Below are 20,083 nucleotides of genomic sequence, written 5' to 3'. Positions count from 1 at the left end.
TTAGCAGATGGCAAATGATATCAACAGGCATAGCAGCCTAAAAAATAGGGACTGGCAGATTGCCTGTAATGAAATTAAAAACAAGTTGCAGGGCGAAAAAAATTTTTTTAAACCGCAATTTTTAGTTTTTGCACAGTCTGACGTTGCGTCGCAATCCTTTCATCGGCATACCTTCCGGCATCTTGTTTATGCAACATGATAAATATTTTAGTTCGCTACAACAGCTTCTGAAAAATGATTTGTATAATTTCTTCTAAATTTAAAAGAGCAGGCGTCTGCAACCACTGCAGTTTGCCGGGATCTGTGACGTACCAACTACAAAATGAAAATATTTACCTGGGGATATTCTTTTACCCTCATCGTGAAAATAAAATTTACTGCTTTATTTTCCGCAGGTCAATAACGGGTAGGTACACATAGATGGAAGATTGACAACCTTACTATCTGGTAATGTTCTTGTATAAAAAGATATTGACTGGGTAACAACACAAATTAAATTACCTTTCTCTTCCAAAAAAATAATGATGAAAAAACTATTTTGTTTCTCCTCCTTTATAGGAATGGCGCTTAGCATCGCTGCGCAATCACTTTCCAAAACAGAACAACAGGTTATTAAAAATATCACGGCAGATATACCTGCCACCATGCAGTTGCTGAAAGAATCTGTCAATATTAACAGTGGCACTTTGAATAAAACAGGTGTTAAAAAAGTGGGCGATTTATTTGCCAGAGAGCTTACTGCTATGGGCTTTACAGTGGAGTGGATCTCCTTACCCGATTCATTAAAAAGGGCTGGTCACCTGGTGGCCCAACGCAAAGGAAAAAAAGGAAAAAAGCTTTTTTTAATCGGGCATCTTGATACCGTTTTTGAGCCGGATATGCCCGCCAATCCTTTTACAATACTGAATGACAGCACTGCCACCGGCCAGGGTGTAAATGATATGAAGGGTGGGGATGTGCTGGTAATTGCGGCATTAAAAGCTTTGCATAAACAAGGGCTACTGAATGAAGCAACCATTACTGTATATTTTACCGGCGATGAAGAAAATGCGGGGCAGCCAGTAGCAATAAGCCGTGCAGATTTTATATACAAGGCAAAGCAACACGATATTGCGCTGGCATTTGAAGGTGCGGTTGGTTTGGATAAAGTGGCTACTGCCCGCCGTGGTACCAGCGAATGGAAACTGGAAGTAGAAGCAAGGCAGGCTCATTCATCCAATATATTTGGTACGGCGGGTTACGGCAGTGTGTATGAAGCGGCCCGTATCATCAATCAATTCAGGGAACAGTTAAGCAAGGAACAGTACCTTACTTTTAATCCTGCTTTATTCCTTGGCGGTTCCGATATCAGTTACAGCGACACAACACAAAAAGGGTTCGTTTCGGCAAAGACAAATATTATAGCTCCCCGTACTGTTGTCATGGGTGATCTGCGTTTTCTAAGTGAAGAACAGAAAGAAAATGCACGGGCTGCCATGCAGCAAATAGTTGCACAACACCTGGCTGGCACAAACGCCACAATTAGTTTTAGAGATGGCATTCCATCTATGCCGCCAACAACCGGCAATGAGGCATTGGTAAAAATAGTAAATGAAGTAAGCATGGCTTTACAATACGGCGAAGTAAAAGCAGGTGATCCGGGATCAAGAGGTGCAGGTGATATTTCTTATGTGGCAAATTATGTTGACTGCCTGGATGGATTGGGCGCATCCGGAAATGGAGCCCATGCGCCGGGAGAAACAATTAATCTTTATCAATATCCTAAACTCATAAAACGCACAGCCCTATTGATTTACCGGCTAACCAGGTAAACGAAAATAATAGCATATCTTTTTAATTTTATTAAATGAATCAACAAAAAAAGTGCTAAAATTATTTGCCTCAAATCATATCTGTGTATGGATCAAACATACTAAAAGCTTCAGGGTAGATGGTGTAAGTATTTTCTGCTTTTGTTTCATAAAACAGGGCAATGGTGAAGGTTGTAAGCGGTAACCCGCCGGGCTGAAATTTCAGCAAGATCCTGTGGTGGTTTATTATACTGGTACCACCCCAAACCTCTATCTGTGATGATTACAACGGCCAAAAAAAATAGAGAAAAAAATCTTAATTTTTATAAAGAAAATTGTTTGGCAATTAAATAAAATGGTAATCCTGTTAGTACTCCAAAAATAATAAAAGTAAAAAATTTGGGTCGGAAGAATTTATAAAAAAGCTAATCAATAGAAATAGCAGGATTAATTATTTACCTGAATTAATTTTTTATTCAGGTCTTTTTTTTCAACAATAAAAAGCCATACCAGCTATCGGTTTGTTCGTAAAAATCAAATCAAAACGACATCTTTTTTATTGAAATATTTATACACCTGCCCAACCAACAGCATAAATATCTTCTTCACTATTTTTTTATGCTCATTTTTTTATAAAAAAATAAAGGTCTGGATTGAACAAAGTATAAAACGATATCGTTGCAAGACAAACAGGTTATAATAGAAATTATAAAAAAGAATACGAATGAATATTATTTTTAAAAAAATTAAACTACATTCCGTGCTTACATAAAAACTGCTGTGTTTTAACCACCGGTATTTAATTTTTCACCAATGCATACAGATAGTATTCAGCTGCAGATAAGAACCGTTGAAATAACACGGTATGTAACGCCGCTTCGGGAAGGAGGTTCGCTGCCAGCCATTGTTGAAGCAGCAGATGATTTTTTATACGTGCTTAAATTCAGGGGGGCGGGGCAGGGAATTAAAGCGCTGATTGCCGAATTGATTGGAGGCGAAATAGCCAGGGCATTGGGTTTTCGGGTGCCGGAAATTGTTTTTGCAAATATAAACGAGGCCTTTGGCAGAACAGAACCGGATGAAGAAATACAGGATTTATTAAAAGCCAGCACAGGCTTAAACCTTGGTCTGCACTATCTTTCAGGCTCTGTTACTTTTGATCCGGCCGTAACGGCTGTTGACGCTTTACTTGCTTCGCAGATTGTTTGGCTCGATTGCCTGTTAACCAATATGGACCGTACCGTTCGCAATACAAATATGTTATGGTGGCATAAAGAATTATGGCTGATAGATCATGGGGCATGTTTGTATTTTCACCACAACTGGCAAAACTGGAAGGATCAGGCCATGCGGCCCTTTGTTCTGATAAAAGATCATGTATTGTTGCAACAGGCAACAAGGCTGCCGGAAGTAGATGCGGTGTTCCGCACCTTACTCAGCAAGGATATTATCCGCAGTATCGTATATTCAATTCCTGAAGAATGGCTTGCAGCAGACACTTCCTTTCAATCAGTAGAAGAATACCGGCAGGTATATATTCAGTTTTTAGAAACCCGTAGTACACATTCAGACATTTTTGTAAAAGAAGCGCAGCATGCAGCAAAATCAACTATTTGAATACGCGGTTATTCGTATTGTGCCCAGGGTAGAGCGGGAAGAATTTCTGAATGTGGGGGTAATACTCTATTGCGCCAGGCAACAGTTTTTGCAAACCATCAGTTGCTTAAACCAACATCGCCTGGCTGCATTTTGTGTTAAAACAGATAAGGAGGAATTGCTGCAACACCTGGATGCCATGCAGCGTATATGCGCGGGCGATCGTGAAGCAGGGCCAATTGCAAAACTGGATATCGCAGCCCGTTTCAGGTGGCTTACCGCAACCAGAAGTACAGTTATTCAAACATCAAAAGTACATCCTGGATTTTGTAAAAATCCAGGGCAAACATTGGAGAAATTGTATGAGCAGCTTGTTTGCTAACCTAAAAATATCTTAGGATAAACTACTGGGTTTTTAATAAATTTTACAACATTTAATAACAACCGCATCATCATAAATATTTTTATCAGCTATGAAAAAGACAATCACCGGGTATCACCTGGGCGACAGGCTTGATCTAAAAGAATTAAAAAATAACCTGGCCTTCAACTGTATTTATGCAGACCCGACCGAATTAATGTATGATGCAGAAAATGATTCTTATATCGGCATTTTTGATTATGGAAGTATTGTTTTTTTTGGAGTAGACAATACCACCCAAACCAGTATCATCAATGCTGTACGCAAAATTTTAAATCTTGGAAGTGAAGAGCTGAAGCGGGAAAATTTTGATGTAGAGATTAACCCCGATGCATTTTATAAAGTTATTTTCGACCGGCTGATTATTAAAGCACTGAGCATCGATATTGCAAAAATCATCATGCTTAACATTGCACAATCCGTTGCACTTGATTATTATATTGAGCAATCCAATATTTTATTAAACCAAACATTTCAATTCAGCCTTGAGTTAGAAGAAAAAGGAAAGTTCTCTATAAAAGGAAAACCGCTTTTAAAATATATTGGCAGGTTGCTGAATCTTAAAAATAAAATTACACAGAACATTTACATTTTTGATAGTCCTAATCTTACCTGGAACGATGAATACCTGAACCAGATCAATACCGATTTAAGCAGGGAACTGGATATTAAATTAAGGCACAGCAGCCTGCAGGATAGTTTAAATACGGTAAGGGAAAATCTGGAAATATTAAAAGACATCAACCAGCATTCGCACAGCAGCACGCTGGAGGTAATTGTAATTGTTTTAATCGCCTTGGAAATTGTCAATTTGATTATAGATAAAATTCTATAAGAAAACTCAAATTTTCAAGCCGAAATAGCTTTTTTGTTTGCTGTCTAATTTCCTCATCCCTCATTATTTGCCGAAATATACACCAGTAGCGGGAAGCAATTATCAACAAACAGGGGGCTTTAATATAAGCGCTAAGTTAAAGTGTGCGCTATGGATAGCAGGCCGCTTTTGATGGTTACTTTTTTTGCCCAATCCGTTATTACACAGGCTTGTTTTAGTTTACCGGGCAGCATATGATTGTTTACTGGTTATTCTTTTATTTGTTTAAATCCTTCCCCCAGGCAGTCTATAATATCACTGGCAATCAAAGCTTCCTGTGATAATTTTTTTGCAGCGATATCTCCAGCAAGCCCGTGCAGGTAAACGCCCAGTAAGCAGGCTTCTTTTTGGGTGTATCCCTGCGCCAGCAATCCGCAAAGTATGCCCGTTAATGTATCTCCGGTACCTGCAGTAGCCATACCTGCATTGCCTGTAGTATTAAAATAATGGTTGCCATCCGGGCAGGTAATTAAAGTGTTGTGTCCTTTTAAAATGATATAACACCCAAGGCTATGCGCTTTTTTAATGGCCAGTTGCAGTCTTTCAAAATCATTAAGTGTTTTTCCAAACAGATGTTCAAATTCTCCGGTATGCGGTGTAAGTATTGAAGGATTTTTTTTTCGTAAAGGCAATAGCGTAGTAAAGAAAGTTAAGAAGGATAAGGCGGTGGCATCAATTACCAGCGGGCCATCCCATTGAACTAATAATTTTTTTAGCAGTTGTTTATTGAGTGCAGATTTTTCCAGGCCGGGACCAATTGCTATCGCTGATTTTTTTAACCAGGTTTTGCCCGTATTATTTTCCGAACTGGTAATGGCTTCTGGCAAACTGGTGTGAATGATCGCTTCGCAGCCCGGTGTTACATGCAGGGTAACCAGCCCTGCACCGCTTCTGATACAGGCTTTACTGCACAGTACCGCAGCACCCATCATATTTTTACTGCCTGCGTATAACAATGCATGGCCAAAAGTATATTTATGCGAAAAGGGGTTTCGTGGCCTGTAAATATCATGGATCAGTTGCCGGTCAATGGTTTCAAACAAAGCCTTCGTGCTGTTATAATATTTTTTATCAAGGCCGATAGATAACAAATGAATCTGTCCGGTATATAAACTATTTTCAGGCAATAAAAAAGCAAGTTTGTTTGTTTCAAAACTTAGGGTGTGCGTTGCCTTTATAATGGCGTCTTTAACACTATAAATATCTGCTGATAAGCCGGATGGCATATCAATACTTATTACAAAGGCATTTTGCTGATTGATACAATGAACTAATTGAGCCGCCATACTTTTTAGCGCACGGTTAAGCCCGGTACCAAACAAAGCGTCTATTACCAAAGTGTTTTTTGCAATAACGGGAAAATCTTTTTTCGATTGAATAAAGAATAAATCAATTTTTAAAGATGATAAGCGGGTAAGGTTAACGGTGAAAGCTTCACTTCTGTTTTTATTATCCAGAATATATACAGACACTTTACATTTTGCCTTGTATAAAAGGCGGGCAATTACCAACCCATCACCGCCATTATTACTAGTACCGCAAAACACCATCATTTTTTTTGAGGATGAACTATTTTTTTTAATCCAGCCAAAACAGGCGGTGGCAGCCCTTTCCATTAAATCAATGGCTGTGATGGGTTCTTCCCTAATAGTGTATGCATCCCATTCTGATATTTGTTTCGCAGAAAATATTTTCATACAGTAAATTTAAAACAACAAAACGGGTTGCTGTACAGACAGGCTGTTTATTTAATTGCCAGAAATTATTTTAAATGATTGTTGGTATCCATAAACTTTGCAGAATTCAGTTTTTATTTCCTGGCTGGCCAACACATGTTAGTTCAGGCTAAGCCGTTAGCATTTTTTAGCACGCCAACCGAACCGGTTTTACGTGACTGCTTTTTTCCTGATGCCCGCTTTTACAAAACGTACTTCACTATTTTTTAGTTACCGGATATTGGATGAAATCCTGTTCAGTTTTTTTAAGATTTTTCCATTTACACATCAAACACAGCTCTTGGCGATGGACTGATGCTCAATGAAACAAAATCATTTTGCAGGAACTTGTAATAGCCTGTAATTGCGATCATGGCGGCATTATCGGTACAATATTCAAAGGCGGGAATAAAAGTTTTCCAGCCCATCTTAATACCTGTTTCAATGAGTGCTTTTCGTAAGCCGCTGTTGGCGCTTACACCGCCTGCAATACAAATATGCGTAATGCCCGTTTGTTGCGCCGCTTTCTTTAATTTATTTATTAAAATACTCACAATGCGGTGTTGAACCGAAGCGCAGATATCCGCCAGGTTTTCATCAATGAATTGTTTTTTTTCTTCCGCCGTGGCCGTAAAAGCTTCTTTAAAAACATTGCTGGTACCGGCATTTTGTAAAAAATATAAGATGGAAGTTTTTAACCCGCTGAAACTAAAATTTAAGCCGGCTATCTGCGGCTCGGGAAACAAAAAACGTTTTGCGTTACCGTTGGCAGCATACTTGTCTATCAGCGGTCCGCCGGGATAGGGCAGTCCTAATAGTTTAGCTGTTTTATCAAAAGCTTCACCAGCAGCATCGTCAATGGTTTCGCCCAATATTTTCATTGAGGTGGGTGAGGTACACAAAATAATTTGTGTATGACCTCCGCTAACCGTTAAACATAAAAACGGAAAGGTTGGCTTATTATCCGGAATTAAATTGGCCAATACATGTGCCTGCATGTGATGCACCGCAATGAGGGGTTTATCCAGCGCCAGGGCCATCGACTTGGCAAACTGTGCTCCAACCAGCAATGAACCAATTAACCCCGGCGCCTGTGTAAACGCAATGGCGCTTATGGACTGCATTGAACAGCCGCTTTCTTTTAAGGCAATATCTACCACAGGTACAATATTTTGCAAATGCGCCCTGCTGGCCAGCTCGGGTACTACGCCGCCATATTTTTCGTGTACTTTTTGGGTGGCAATGCTATTGGATAAAATTCTACCGTCCACGCAAACGGAAGCAGCGGTTTCATCGCAGGAAGATTCTATTGCTAAAATGGTAACAGCCATAATTGCTGCAAAGATAACCAACCTGGTAATTGCATCAATGAACACTACAGCCATTGCATTTTAAAGCAACGGCTATGGTGTAATTATTTTAATTAAAACGGTACTTTCTTTATTACACTTCCGCCACATCATATACCAGCACCTTTGCCCACAAATGCCCATAGTTTTTTATAAATGCCTGGTGTACGGGATGGTCCTGGTAAGTTTTTTGTCCCGTGGTATCATCAAAAAACATCAATTCAGATACCTGCCATGTTGTATCTACCACATCCCTTTTTTCGGTACTGGCCAATACGCCTACATGTATTTTACGGATTGTCTCAATTTTTGCCAGTGTTTTTACACCTTCTACCAGCTTGTCTCTGTCTTCGATGGAATCCGGATTTTTTAACCAGAAAAATACATGGTGTACCAGTTGTTTTTTATCTGTCTTTGCAGTTAATGGACTAGCGGAGGCCATCGTGCCTGCTGTTAAAGCAGCGGCAACGCTTAAAAATTTTCTTCTGATAATTTTGGTCATATTGTTTTGTTTGTAACAGGGTAATGGCCCTTTTTCTCAAAGATAAAATAAAAAATATTGTTTGATAAAATGTCCGCTTTTACTTGCAATTACCAGCTAACTTTTAAAATTAACCTGTAAAAGAATCATTCAGTTAACTTATTTATTTTTACACAAACAAAATTTATTGTATGCAGATAAGATATTTCTTAAATATTTCACTGATAATATCTGTTGCGGCGGTTGTAGGTTGCAATACAAAAAAAGTAAAGGGCGATGCAGCAGCCCACGCAGAAAACACCGGTGCCAACACCAGTTATAAGCCCGCTTTTGCTGGGCAAACCCGTATAAAAAGTATTACTACCTCTACCCGTTACAAAGTAGAGAAGATAGCAGAAAAATTAGGCAGGCCCTGGGCAATTATACCCTTGCCTGACGGAAGACTAATGATAACAGAAAAGTCTGGCTTTATCACCATTCATTCTGCCGATGGCGTGTTACTTAAAAAAATAGCAGGTTTGCCGCCGGTAGATGACAGATCACAAGGCGGATTATTAGATGTTGCACCTGACCCGGATTTTACTAAAAATAAAACTATCTACTGGTCATTTTCTCAAAAGGTGGGCGATGGAAATTTGACTGCGGTTGCCAAAGGTCAATTGAGTGCTGATGAAACCAGCGTTCAAAATACCGTAGTTATTTTCCAGGCAACTCCAGCACTCAAAAGTGATGCCCATTTTGGCTCAAGGCTGTTGTTTGATAAGGAGGGCAATCTTTTTGTAAGTGCCGGGGAAAGATCCATTTTAGAAGGACGAGCGCAGGCGCAATTATTAAATTCTGGTTTGGGGAAAGTGTATAAAATTACAAAAGAAGGTAAGTCTGCACCGGGCAATCCATTTTTACACCAGGCCAATGCCAGGCCCGAAATTTATTCTTATGGTCACCGCAATCCGCAGGGTCTTGATATCAATCCTGTTACCGGCGATTTATGGGAAGCAGAGTTAGGTCCGCGGGGTGGCGATGAATTGAATTTAATAAAGCCGGGTAAAAATTATGGCTGGCCGGTGATTACTTACGGGATTGAATATGATGGCAATAAAATCGGTGATGCCATTCAGGAAAAGGCCGGTATGGAGCAACCTGTATATTACTGGGATCCAGTTGTATCGCCCAGTGGCATGGTGTTTTACACCAGCGATTCTATTCCCGAATGGAAAAATAATTTATTTATAGCCTGCCTCAGCAGTATGCATATTGACAGGTTGGTGATTGAAAACGATAAGGTGGTGGGAGAAGAAAGTTTGTTGCTGGATAAAAAGGAAAGGTTCAGGGATGTGGCACAAATGGATGGTAAATTGTATGCAGTAACGGATGGCGGTTTGTTGTTTAGAATTAGTAAAAACTGATTTTGATTACACGATTCTTTGAACATTAATCAGCGGTGCGGGGATTTTGTAAAAAGCGCCTGCAGATACATAATTTGCCTGCGCTACTTTTTGTGGAAACACAAGTGAATTTTATGAAAATACAGGGACTTATCAACTGGCTCTGTTTAAGTACTACCACAATAATTTTGTTGATTTTAAAATGAATTTTTGAGGATAGATCAGCCGTTAATTTTGCGCAACGATTTTTATTTTATAAACACAATGATGTTTCCATCCTGCAGATCAGCAGACTTAGCCTTATATGAATCTGCCGATTTTACCTGGAATCCTTCGTTGACAAACAGTTGAATGATTTGCGCCTTGTTTAAAAATGGCCGCACACAATCATGATATTTTTGCCCGGGATATTTAGGATTGATTTCTACGATAATGACTTCCCCACCGGGCACCAGAATTCTTTTAAATTCGTTAATCATTTTACCAGGATGGGCAAATTCATGCAGGGTTTTTCTGCAGAGGATTTTTTTGTAAGTTGCCCGTTGAAGTGGAATGGTATCTGCAGTTCCTAAAACAAGTTCATAGCCTGCCTTCATCGGGTTTACAAACTGTGGGTTGGCATTGTTTTTTTTGATCTGTTCTAAATTATTAGCGTCAATATCTTCCAGTACAAAAAATAGATCAGGATAATAATATGCAATCTGGTTGTCATGAAAGCCTGTTTCACAGCCGATGTCAACCAATGTATCGCCATTTTTTAAATTGTACCTGCTGATTTCTTTTAAATACACTTCCTGCCTGTTGTACCGAATGGTAGTGCAGGAGATAAAAACAACAGTTATTATAAGCAGTAAATATTTTATCAATGTTGGTTTTATTGGAGTTTTACCTTTTTTTTAGTTGATTTGTAAGTATGATTAAACCGCAACTTCACAACCCGATATTAGCCGCAGTGTTTCAATTTTGTTTTGGTTTGCGCAACCTTTCAAAGATAAACAAATGGTTTACTTATAAGCGCTTTGGCTGTTGATCAGTAATATGCAGTTCACGTAATTTGGGTTGTGTTTAGGTAAGCAGTATAACACCATTAATAGTAAAAGTAAAAACACCCGCTAATTTTTGTTTTCACAAAATAAATCATACCTTTTGACGGGTTGATGAACTTTTTATTGCAGCGAAAATAAACTCATTAAATTTTTGATATTATGAAGCAACTATCCTTACTATTCATTGCCGCTTATTGCATGGTCTGTTTGCCTGCCTGCCAGAACAAGAAAAAATCACTCCCCCGTATTGCAATTGCAGGACTGGCTATTGAATCGAGTACTTTTTCTCCGGCGCTTACAGATGAAGCTGCGTTTCATACCATGTATGGAAAGGATGTTTTTGCGTTTTATCCTTTTTTGAGTACTGATTCACCACTGCTGAAGAGAGCTGACTGGATACCTGCGGTAGTTGGGTATGCGCTTCCGGGCGGGGCGGTTACAAGAGCGGCCTATGAATCGCTTGTTGGAAAGATGGTGGATTCATTAAAGCGAAATGGTCCGTACGATGGACTGTATTTTGATATTCATGGCGCTATGAGTGTGGTAGGACTGGATGATCCGGAAGGCGATATGTTGAAAAGAATCAGAAAGGTTGTTGGTTATAACACCATCATATCTACTTCGATGGATCTGCATGGAAATGTTACTGAGTCGCTGGCAGAAAACACCGACCTCATTACCTGCCACCGTATGGCGCCGCACGAAGATGGAATGCAAACGAAACAGCGGGCGGTAGAAAACCTCCTGCAAAGAATCGAAAGCGGCAAAGGCAAGCCTGCTTATAAAGCATGGATACCGATACCCGTTTTACTACCCGGCGAAAAAACAAGTACCCGTATAGAACCTGGCAAAAGTATTTATGCTGCAGTGGCGCCGGCCTCCAAACAGCCGGGTATTACCGATGCGGACATCTGGATAGGATATGCATGGGCAGATGAACCACGCAATCATGCTGTGGTAATGGTGTGCGGAGACGACAAAGAAAAAGTAATCCAAACTGCAGAACAATTGGCGCATCGTTTTTGGGATGCCCGGATGGCTTTTGCTTTTGTTGCGCCCACACTATCCTGGAAACAAAGCCTTGACTCTGCATTGGCCAGCAAAAAGCATCCTTTTTTTATCAGCGATATGGGGGACAATCCTACGGCCGGTGGGGCAGGGGATGTTAGCTGGACCCTGAGCCAGTTGCTTTCTTATCCAGCATTTAAAGACAGCAATGGCCCTTCAGTTATCTATGCGTCCCTGCCTGCACCCGAACTGATTCAGCAGGCTATTAAAGTAGGGGTGGGAAAAGAAGTGGATGGTTATGCAGGTGCCAAAGTAGATGCACGTTTTGCTCCTCCTGCGCATATTAAAGGCATTGTTGAATCGATTGTAAAAGGTGATAAAGATGCAGTGGTGGAAGTGTCTGTGAAGGTAGGAAGTATTCATGTTATACTTACCGAAAAACGCAAGCCTTATCACAACGAAATTGATTTTACCAGGCTGGGTCTTCATCCACGAAAGACGGATATTGTGGTGGTAAAGATTGGCTATCTGCAGCCCGAATTATATGCCATGCAGGCAGCCTGGGTAATGGCGCTTACACCAGGTGGTGTTGATCAGGATATAGAACACCTTCCTTATAAAAGAATCCAGCGGCCTATGTTTCCTTTGGATAAGACCATGAAGGAACCAGACTTAACGGCAAGGCTAATTCCGGTATCGGGTAGCGCACCCTCTAAATAATTCAATTATTTTTTTAAAGGATAAGGCTACATTATAATGTGCAGCAAAGTGGAGCGTTATCAACACAGGTTAAAGTATTTTTTGCAGGCGACATCCAAAAGCAACGTTGTTTTTTACAAGTGTCATCTTTGCAAAAGAGGTATTTGCAGCTAATAAAATAATGCTGCTTTCAATACTTTTTTACAGTATCCTGTTGCCATTGCCTTCATACTGTTTTTCTTGCAGCTGTTTGCTAAATTTAAATTTATTTTAAAAAATAAAATCCTGGCAGGCCATCTTTGTGGTATTTTTATCTGGATAACAATCAATCTTTTTGTAACGCGTTTATCAAACATACAAACAACTCAAAGCAGGAGCATCAGATTTTGTAAATATTACCGTTCAGGTAATTGGAAAGTGAGAAAATAAATTCGGTGCTTTTTTATGCGTTTTCTATAATTAAAATACCCATTGGTGGTTAATTACAAGACTTTAATGGGAGGCTGCAAATATTTTCTAAAAAGATCCAGTACATTTGACATCTGAATATGTCCTTCAAATCCACCATTACAAAAATTTTAAAAATAACCGGTTTATCTGTAGCCGGTATTTTATTTCTGTTGTTCCTGGCGCCCATTCTCTTTCCTGGAACAATTGAACAAAAAATTAAAACCCTTGCGAATAACAGCATTGATGGAGAAATGAATTTTTTTAAAGCCCGTTTGTCTTTTTTTAATCACTTTCCATCACTTACCCTTACTTTATATAATTTTATGTTGAAGGGCTAGGCACCCTAAAAAAAGGATACTTTGGTGCAGGCCAATGAAATTTCATTGGGTATAAAATCTTGCGAGCCTGGTATTTGACAAGCACATTAACATCAATAAAATATTTATCGACAATGCCGCCATCAAGGTGCTGATAAACGAAAAAGGGGAAGCTAATTACCATGTGTACATAGCTGAAAAAAAATACTACCACTAATAATTCTGATACATCCGCAACTGCTTTAAAACTAGAGGAAATTATAATTAAAAACAGCCATTTTATTTACAACGATCTTTCCACAGATATTCTGATTGATGCAAAGGGCTTTAATTATTCCGGCAGCGGCGATCTCAGCAAGGCAGTTTTTGATCTTAAAAGCCATGCAAAGATTGACTCTGCAAATTTTTATTTTAATAAGCAATCCTACCTGATTAATAAGAAAGTGAATGCCGATCTTATTACTCGTATTACTACGAGTTCATTCGCTTTTTTCTTTCAGAAAAACGACTTGCTGATTAATAAATTACCCGTGCAATTCAGCGGCAAGTTAGACTTCCTGGAAAACGGGTATGAAATGGATTTAAAGGTGAGTGCTGAAAAAAGTGACCTCGATAACCTGATAACAGCCTTACCACCGCAGTTTATTGGCTGGCAGCAAAAAGCCACCATAAAAGGGAATACTGATTTTTTATTAACGTTGAAGGGTAAATACATTACATCTCCCAACACCATGCCTGACCTGGCTTTTAATATGAAAATACGGGAAGGTTATATTGCTTATGAAGGCGCTCCCTTTCCAGCCTCCCATCTTTTTTTAAACCTGCAAACATTACTTCCTGCACTTAACCAGGACAGCTTAAAAATAAAAGTAGATTCTATATTTTTTAATATTGATAAAGATTATTTAAGTGCAGTGCTGGATACAAAAGGAGTTCACGAACCCTTTATAAATGCCAAAGTAAATGCGGTAATGGATCTTGAAAAAATGGACAAAGCATTTGGGTTACCCTGGGTTGAGCTGAAAGGAAAAACTGAAGTGCATTTAAAACTAAATGGCAGGTACACAAGCGGTCCTGATCCTAAAATTTGCGCCACGAAAACGTACTGCTAACCATTCCGTCCTATAGCCTGCAGGCATTTGTAAAGGATGGGTATTTTAAATATGATTCATTGCCTGTGCCGGTTAACGCTATTAATTTTACTGTTAACAACAGTTGTACAGACAATGATTATCACAACCTGGCTTTTAGTATCGATAATTTATCAGCTACCGCTTTAAAGAGTTTTATCAAAGGCCACGCAAGTGTTAGCAGTTTTAAAAAAATGGCGGTAGATGCCAATCTGCAATCGGATATTAATTTAGGAGACATTAAAAATATTTATCCTTTTAAACAAGTTGAACTGAGTGGTAACTTAAAAGTAAACATCAATACCAAAGGCCGGTACTACGCTGCTAAAAAAGTATTTCCTGTAACAACTGCAGATATTCTGTTGCAGAACGGTGTAATAAAAACGATGTATTATCCTAATCCCATCAGTAATATCGGTGTAACTGCCAAAGTAACCAATACTAACGGGGCATTAAGTGGAACAACGGTCATCATTTTACCTGCCTCTTTTTTATTTGAAGGAAAGCCCTTTCAGTTACAGGCCTCTTTAAAGAATTTGGACAATATCGGGTACAACATAAAAGCCAAAGGAATAATTGACATTGCCAGGATTTATAAAGTATTTACCCGGAAAGGAAATGACATCAGTGGATTTATAAAAGCAGATGTTTCGGTACAGGGCAGGCAAAGTGATGCCATGGCCGGGCGGTACAATAAACTTAATAACAAGGATACCCTTGAAATAAAAAATATACAGGCATCTGCCGAAAATTTTCCTTAGCCATTCTTTATCAAGGAAGGACTCTTTACTTTTAAACAGGATAAAATGTGGTTCCGGCAGTTTAAGGCAAGCTATGGACAATCTGATTTTACTATGAATGGTTACCTGCAGAATGTAATTGATTATGCATTGTGTGACAAAGCTGTTTTAAAGCGTGATTTTAATATCAATTCCCGTTTAATTAATGTGGATGAATTTATGGTTTTTGCTACGCCGGAAAATACTGATAATTCCCTGCGGCCTGTAACGAAGGTGAGACCGCAGCAAGAATCTGCGCAGCCGATACCGAAAGTAAGTGCGCAAACTTCAGTAACCCGCCAAAGCGGAACCGGCGTGCTCTTGATACCTGCCAGTGTATCGGTAACCTTTACAGCAAAGCAAAAAAAATAGTTTTTAACGGATTGAATTTACAGGATGCAACAGGTACCGTTGTAATTGACAAAGCAAAAATTAGTTTGCAAAAAACAGGCTTTAACCTGGTTGGCTGCAAAGTAGTGGTGGATTCAAATTATGGCAGCGTAAATACAAAGAAAACTTTTTTTGATGCGTATTTACAAGCCAGTGACTTTGACATAAAAAGAGCGTACAATGAAGTGAAACTGTTTCATGATATGGCTACGGCAGCGGGCAGTGCACAGGGAATCATTTCGCTGGATTATACGTTGAAAGGAAAACTGGATAACAATATGCAACCTGTTTATCCTTCCCTGGAAGGCGGCGGTGTAGTGTCGGTAAAAAACGTACAGATGAAGGGGTTTAAATTAATGTCGGCGGTGGCCAATAAAACCGGCAAGGATGCCATTAAAAGCCCGGCCTTGTCAAAAATCGATATTAAAAGCACGGTAAAAAATAATGTTATTACAGTGGAACGATTTAAAATAAAAACGGCTGGCTTTAGGTTGCGGCTGGAAGGCAAGACCAACTTTGACGGTTCCATAAAAATGAAAATGCGGGTAGGTTTATCACCTTTGGGAATCATCGGCATACCCCTGCAAATAACCGGCACACAAACCAACCCTAAAATAAAAATGGGCAAAGGAGATAAAGACGAAGTGCAGGAAACAGAGGATACGGATGATACCGATGGGAAGAAGACTTTGGAAAAAAAGAATTAAATGCGAGTGGTTTTATTCCCAATCTCCTTCCGCCCAATGGCTGCCGGATAGAAGTGGAAAGCCCGGAGTAACCTTCCGATGCAATCGGAAAGGTTGCGGAGGACTTGCAACGGATAGCCGGTACTAAAGTTGAAACAGGTAATTCTGCTGATAGCCCAATATTAATCAATTTTTCACGCTCTGTTTTCAATGTTTAACACCTGGTTCCAAATCAACCAAAAGCGGCTATCTTTGCGGCTCTAAAAACAGACGTACAAGGGAATGAAGAATATTAGAAATTTTTGCATCATTGCACATATCGATCACGGAAAATCTACTCTGGCCGACCGTTTACTGGAGTTTACCCACACCATTGGAGAAAGAGACATGCAGGCACAAGTACTGGATGATATGGACCTGGAAAGGGAAAAAGGCATTACCATTAAAAGTCATGCTATACAAATTAATTACACCTGGAAGGGAGAAGAATATGTGTTTAATTTGATTGATACACCCGGCCACGTAGATTTTAGTTACGAAGTAAGCCGTGCACTGGCAGCTTGCGAAGGGGCATTGTTGCTGGTAGATGCCAGCCAGGGGATTCAGGCGCAAACCATCAGTAATTTGTACCTCGCCATAGATAATAATCTGGAAATTATTCCTGTGATCAATAAAATTGACATGGAAGGTGCCATGATACCAGAAGTTACCGACCAGATTGTAGAGCTGATCGGCTGTAAAGCAGAAGATATTTTGCTGGCAAGTGGCAAAAGTGGTATTGGTATTGAAGAAATTCTGACTGCTATTATTGAGCGCATTCCTCCACCAAAAGGTGATGTGGATGCTCCGTTGCAAGCGCTTATTTTTGACAGCGTGTACAATTCATTCAGGGGTATCATTGTTTATTACAGAATTTTTAACGGCACATTAAAAAAGAACGATAAAATTAAATTTAGTAATACCGGCCTCGAATACGGTGCCGATGAAGTGGGCATTTTAAAAATGGGACTAGCACCAAAAAGTGAAGTGCGGGCAGGCGATGTGGGGTACATTATTACCGGTATAAAAAATGCAAAAGAAGTAAAAGTAGGAGATACCATTACCACTATGGTGAACGGATCAAAAGAATCCATCAAAGGTTTTCAGGATGTAAAGCCGATGGTATTTGCAGGTATTTTTCCGGTGGAAACGGATGACTTTGAAGAACTGCGGGATTGCATGGATAAGTTACAGTTAAACGATGCTTCCTTAACTTTTGAACTGGAAACATCGCAGGCCCTGGGCTTTGGTTTTAGGTGCGGCTTTTTAGGAATGCTGCACATGGAAATTATCCAGGAGCGCCTGGAAAGAGAGTTTAACCAAACCGTAATTACCACCGTACCCAACGTAAGTTTTATTGCCACTACCACCAAGGGCGAAATTATAACGGTCAACAATCCTTCGCAAATGCCGGACCCAAGCCGCATTGAGAAGATTGAAGAACCTTTTATCCGTGCGCAAATGATTAGCAAGCCGGAATATATTGGTAACATTATGACGTTGTGCATCAGCAAGCGAGGCATGCTGGTGAGCCAGGGATACCTTACCCCAACCAGGGTTGAGCTTAGTTTTGATATGCCTTTAACCGAAATTGTATTTGATTTTTATGATCGCTTAAAAAGCATTACAAGGGGTTATGCATCTTTCGATTATCACCCGATTGAATACCGGCCCAGTGATATTGTTAAGATGGATATTTTACTAAATGGCGAAAAGCTGGATGCCTTGAGTGCATTAATTCACCGGGCAAGGGCGCATGAGTTTGGTAAAAAATTATGCGAAAAACTGAAAGAGTTATTGCCGCGTCAGCAGTTTCAGATTGCCATACAGGCCAGTATTGGTGCCAAGGTGGTAGCAAGGGAAAACATCAGCGCCATCCGTAAAGATGTAACTGCAAAATGTTATGGTGGTGATATCAGCCGTAAACGAAAACTGCTGGAAAAACAGAAAGAAGGTAAAAAGCGAATGAAGCAAATAGGCAATGTAGAAGTGCCGCAGGAAGCATTTTTAGCTGTGCTGAAGTTGAATGATTAAGACTGCGTGAATAAATAAGGATAACAAGGTTTTTTTTGTCCAGGCTAAGAAGCAATGTGGATCATCGTTGCATCGCCCTCTTGTACAAAAATAGCTGTGTTTAATTTTATCGGGTATAAGATAGCTGTAGTAAATAAGGGATGTATAAATGGCCGACGTTTTTATTCGATTACTTTTCACCTGCAAAATAAACAACCGGACAAATGAGTAAATTTTCACTAGACTCCGAAATGAATTTTGAAGTAACCGCCCGATTTATTGCAAAGGGAACGGATGCACCGGTAACAGGAGATGTTTACACAGTTCGCCTGTTTGACAGGGATATTTTCGATAATGATTTTATTGGCGAAAGTGGTTTGGATAGCAACGGCTATTCAAAAATTCCATTTCATCACAAAGCTTTTGGTGATTTGGGTAACCTGGAAACCTTACCCGAATTTTACTTTGTAGTGTATAAAAAAAGCGTACCTATTTTTCAAAGTAAAGCAATGGCAGATGCGGACCTGGAAGCCATTGAGCAATACAAAAAAGGAGAAGGCAAAGTGATAGATTTGGGAACTTATTTAATTGATGCCTGATGACGGATTTTTGATTTAACTACAATTTTGCTGACAGCAGGTTATCAAACTCATTTTTAGAAAGCGCCCTAACTGGAAGGAGCCCAGTAATTTCCAGATAATATTATAATGGTAAACATCTTAATGGTATTATCGTAATAGTCATATTGGTCCAGATCAAAACCAATAATATAATCCCATAGTTTATTTAGCCAGGATTGATTTTTAAAATCCACCATTGCCGAAACTGCAAAAGAACTGATAAAACTCATCGCTTCAAAATTTCGCTTGCGCATGTCGTCTCCTGCTAAAGTATAGCCGGCAGAAATATTATCAGGATTATTTTCGGTGGTATTGCGAATCCATGTATTTATTTTTTCAACAAATGCTTTCGACCGGTTATCTCCGTTAATAATATAGTCTGTGGCAATACGCCAGGGAACCCGGCAGGCATTGTAATTATAATTTCCATCATATTTAGACTCAAGATAATTTGCACGGGATGGTGTTGGTTTACTATTTATATGCTGAATAAAATCGGGAACCAGGCCAGCCTCGGGACTATATTTTTTTTGTAAAGAAATAAAAAGTTTATAATTTCTGTCATTTACATTGTTCCAAAGTTTGGTATCAATTATATTTCCAAAGGCTTTAAAATGGGCAGGCATAAAGTCAGAAGAACGCATATCAAAATAGTCCTTACTGTCATACTCAATTGAATTGCTAAGTAATACTGAAAATGTATTGGAATTAATTTCCTGTTGCATTATTGCAGCTAAAATTGCTTTCGCCTCTTTTAAATAATTAATATTTCCCTGGCTGCCCCACTGACCATCTGCAAGTAATAAAGAATAAGCTATATCAATATCTCCGTCTGAAGCTGAGCTGCCATCCGCATTTTTAAACAAATTTGTCTGAGCCCATGCCATCAAATATTTGCTATTAGTACTAGGGTGCGCTTTGTAGTAACGATACAAACCATTATAGATTCTCTGAGATGCGGTATCATATCCCGCCATCAAGGCAACTATTATCATTCCATAACCTTGTCCTTCTGAAACACATTTATTTTTACCAGTTGCACCTTCTGTCCAGATATAATATTGGCCCTTGCCCGCATCGTCATTAATATATCGCTGTTTCCAGTTATCATAAAATGAGCCTACGCTTTTATCAAGTTGCTGTTGAGAAATATGGTTGGGCTTAATAACCCCCTTAAAATAATCTGCGTGTTGAGGAAATGGCTTTAATGCGGTTTGGGCAAAAAGGAATGAATGTAAAAATAGCAAACCAGTAAATTGAATACAAGACTTTATAGCCATTTTTTATTTAACTAT

The 20,083-nt window shown here is 39.4% G+C and carries 19 protein-coding genes; 13 read left to right on the top strand and 6 right to left on the bottom strand.

Features of this window, described 5'->3' with window-relative positions; translation table 11 throughout:
- The first annotated feature begins 524 nt into the window (after nt 1–524).
- Complete coding sequence (locus H7254_RS00335) at nt 525–1,811, top strand: M20/M25/M40 family metallo-hydrolase (protein WP_301931074.1); 1,287 nt, start codon at nt 525–527, stop codon at nt 1,809–1,811.
- Between the two features lie 70 nt (nt 1,812–1,881).
- On the opposite strand, the gene H7254_RS00330 is transcribed toward H7254_RS00335, so the two are convergent.
- Nucleotides 1,882–2,019, bottom strand: coding sequence for a hypothetical protein (locus tag H7254_RS00330; RefSeq protein WP_301931073.1), 138 nt, complete (start codon nt 2,017–2,019; stop codon nt 1,882–1,884).
- A gap of 584 nt (nt 2,020–2,603) precedes the next feature.
- On the opposite strand from H7254_RS00330, the gene H7254_RS00325 reads away from it, so the two are divergent.
- The 3 genes from H7254_RS00325 to H7254_RS00315 all read left to right on the top strand — a co-directional run bounded on the left by H7254_RS00325 (nt 2,604) and on the right by H7254_RS00315 (nt 4,642).
- Nucleotides 2,604–3,407, top strand: a complete 804-nt coding sequence (locus H7254_RS00325) for a HipA family kinase (RefSeq protein WP_301931072.1) — start codon at nt 2,604–2,606, stop codon at nt 3,405–3,407.
- Nucleotides 3,385–3,768 carry a DUF3037 domain-containing protein gene (locus H7254_RS00320; protein ID WP_301931071.1) on the top strand — a complete coding sequence of 128 codons (384 nt, stop codon included), beginning with the start codon at nt 3,385–3,387 and terminating at the stop codon, nt 3,766–3,768. The genes H7254_RS00325 and H7254_RS00320 overlap by 23 nt, the downstream gene beginning before the upstream one ends.
- Before the next feature lie 91 nt (nt 3,769–3,859).
- Nucleotides 3,860–4,642: an RMD1 family protein gene (locus H7254_RS00315; RefSeq protein ID WP_301922985.1), complete on the top strand. Its 783-nt coding sequence runs from the start codon at nt 3,860–3,862 to the stop codon at nt 4,640–4,642.
- 248 nt (nt 4,643–4,890) lie between these two features.
- Here the strand turns inward: H7254_RS00315 and H7254_RS00310 are convergent, their stop codons facing one another.
- From H7254_RS00310 to H7254_RS00300, 3 genes are all read right to left on the bottom strand, one after another.
- On the bottom strand, nt 4,891–6,378 hold the full coding sequence (locus tag H7254_RS00310; RefSeq protein WP_301931070.1) for an NAD(P)H-hydrate dehydratase: 1,488 nt from the start codon (nt 6,376–6,378) through the stop codon (nt 4,891–4,893).
- Between the two features lie 299 nt (nt 6,379–6,677).
- Nucleotides 6,678–7,781 (bottom strand): tRNA (adenosine(37)-N6)-threonylcarbamoyltransferase complex transferase subunit TsaD, encoded by a 1,104-nt coding sequence (gene tsaD, locus H7254_RS00305; protein WP_301931069.1) that lies wholly within the window; start codon nt 7,779–7,781, stop codon nt 6,678–6,680.
- A 58-nt stretch (nt 7,782–7,839) separates the two neighbouring features.
- A complete protein-coding gene (locus H7254_RS00300; protein WP_301924310.1) occupies nt 7,840–8,247 on the bottom strand; it encodes a Dabb family protein in 408 nt (135 codons plus the stop codon).
- A gap of 170 nt (nt 8,248–8,417) precedes the next feature.
- Between H7254_RS00300 and H7254_RS00295 the strand changes: the two genes are divergently transcribed.
- A complete protein-coding gene (locus tag H7254_RS00295) occupies nt 8,418–9,632 on the top strand; it encodes a PQQ-dependent sugar dehydrogenase (RefSeq protein WP_301931068.1) in 1,215 nt (404 codons plus the stop codon).
- A 227-nt stretch (nt 9,633–9,859) separates the two neighbouring features.
- On the opposite strand, the gene H7254_RS00290 is transcribed toward H7254_RS00295, so the two are convergent.
- Nucleotides 9,860–10,477, bottom strand: coding sequence for a class I SAM-dependent methyltransferase (locus H7254_RS00290; RefSeq protein WP_301931067.1), 618 nt, complete (start codon nt 10,475–10,477; stop codon nt 9,860–9,862).
- 339 nt (nt 10,478–10,816) lie between these two features.
- Between H7254_RS00290 and H7254_RS00285 the strand changes: the two genes are divergently transcribed.
- The 8 genes from H7254_RS00285 to H7254_RS00250 all read left to right on the top strand — a co-directional run bounded on the left by H7254_RS00285 (nt 10,817) and on the right by H7254_RS00250 (nt 18,767).
- Nucleotides 10,817–12,385, top strand: a complete 1,569-nt coding sequence (locus H7254_RS00285) for a M81 family metallopeptidase (RefSeq protein ID WP_301931066.1) — start codon at nt 10,817–10,819, stop codon at nt 12,383–12,385.
- A gap of 527 nt (nt 12,386–12,912) precedes the next feature.
- The gene (locus H7254_RS00280; protein ID WP_301931065.1) at nt 12,913–13,152 is read left to right on the top strand and encodes a hypothetical protein; all 240 of its coding nucleotides are present in this window, start codon (nt 12,913–12,915) and stop codon (nt 13,150–13,152) included.
- Between the two features lie 422 nt (nt 13,153–13,574).
- Nucleotides 13,575–14,243 carry a hypothetical protein gene (locus H7254_RS00275; protein WP_301931064.1) on the top strand — a complete coding sequence of 223 codons (669 nt, stop codon included), beginning with the start codon at nt 13,575–13,577 and terminating at the stop codon, nt 14,241–14,243.
- Nucleotides 14,219–15,022, top strand: a complete 804-nt coding sequence (locus H7254_RS00270) for a hypothetical protein (RefSeq protein ID WP_301931063.1) — start codon at nt 14,219–14,221, stop codon at nt 15,020–15,022. Before H7254_RS00275 ends, H7254_RS00270 begins: the two co-directional genes overlap by 25 nt.
- Nucleotides 15,023–15,067: 45 nt before the next feature.
- Entirely contained in the window at nt 15,068–15,412 is a 345-nt protein-coding gene (locus tag H7254_RS00265; protein WP_301931062.1) for a hypothetical protein, read from the top strand.
- Between the two features lie 11 nt (nt 15,413–15,423).
- Nucleotides 15,424–16,137, top strand: a complete 714-nt coding sequence (locus H7254_RS00260) for an AsmA-like C-terminal region-containing protein (protein WP_301931061.1) — start codon at nt 15,424–15,426, stop codon at nt 16,135–16,137.
- Between the two features lie 261 nt (nt 16,138–16,398).
- Nucleotides 16,399–18,189, top strand: coding sequence for a translation elongation factor 4 (lepA, locus tag H7254_RS00255; protein WP_301924306.1), 1,791 nt, complete (start codon nt 16,399–16,401; stop codon nt 18,187–18,189).
- A 203-nt stretch (nt 18,190–18,392) separates the two neighbouring features.
- Nucleotides 18,393–18,767, top strand: coding sequence for a hypothetical protein (locus H7254_RS00250; RefSeq protein WP_301931060.1), 375 nt, complete (start codon nt 18,393–18,395; stop codon nt 18,765–18,767).
- 68 nt (nt 18,768–18,835) lie between these two features.
- Here H7254_RS00250 and H7254_RS00245 read toward each other — a convergent pair whose 3' ends face one another.
- Nucleotides 18,836–20,068: a glycosyl hydrolase family 8 gene (locus H7254_RS00245; protein ID WP_301931059.1), complete on the bottom strand. Its 1,233-nt coding sequence runs from the start codon at nt 20,066–20,068 to the stop codon at nt 18,836–18,838.
- Nucleotides 20,069–20,083 lie beyond the last annotated feature (15 nt).

Origin of the sequence: Ferruginibacter sp. (assembly GCF_014377975.1) — a bacterium.
Classification (GTDB): Bacteria; Bacteroidota; Bacteroidia; order Chitinophagales; family Chitinophagaceae; genus Ferruginibacter.
The sequence above is the reverse complement of the archived record's forward strand: the minus strand, read 5'-3'. Positions and strand labels throughout refer to the sequence as shown.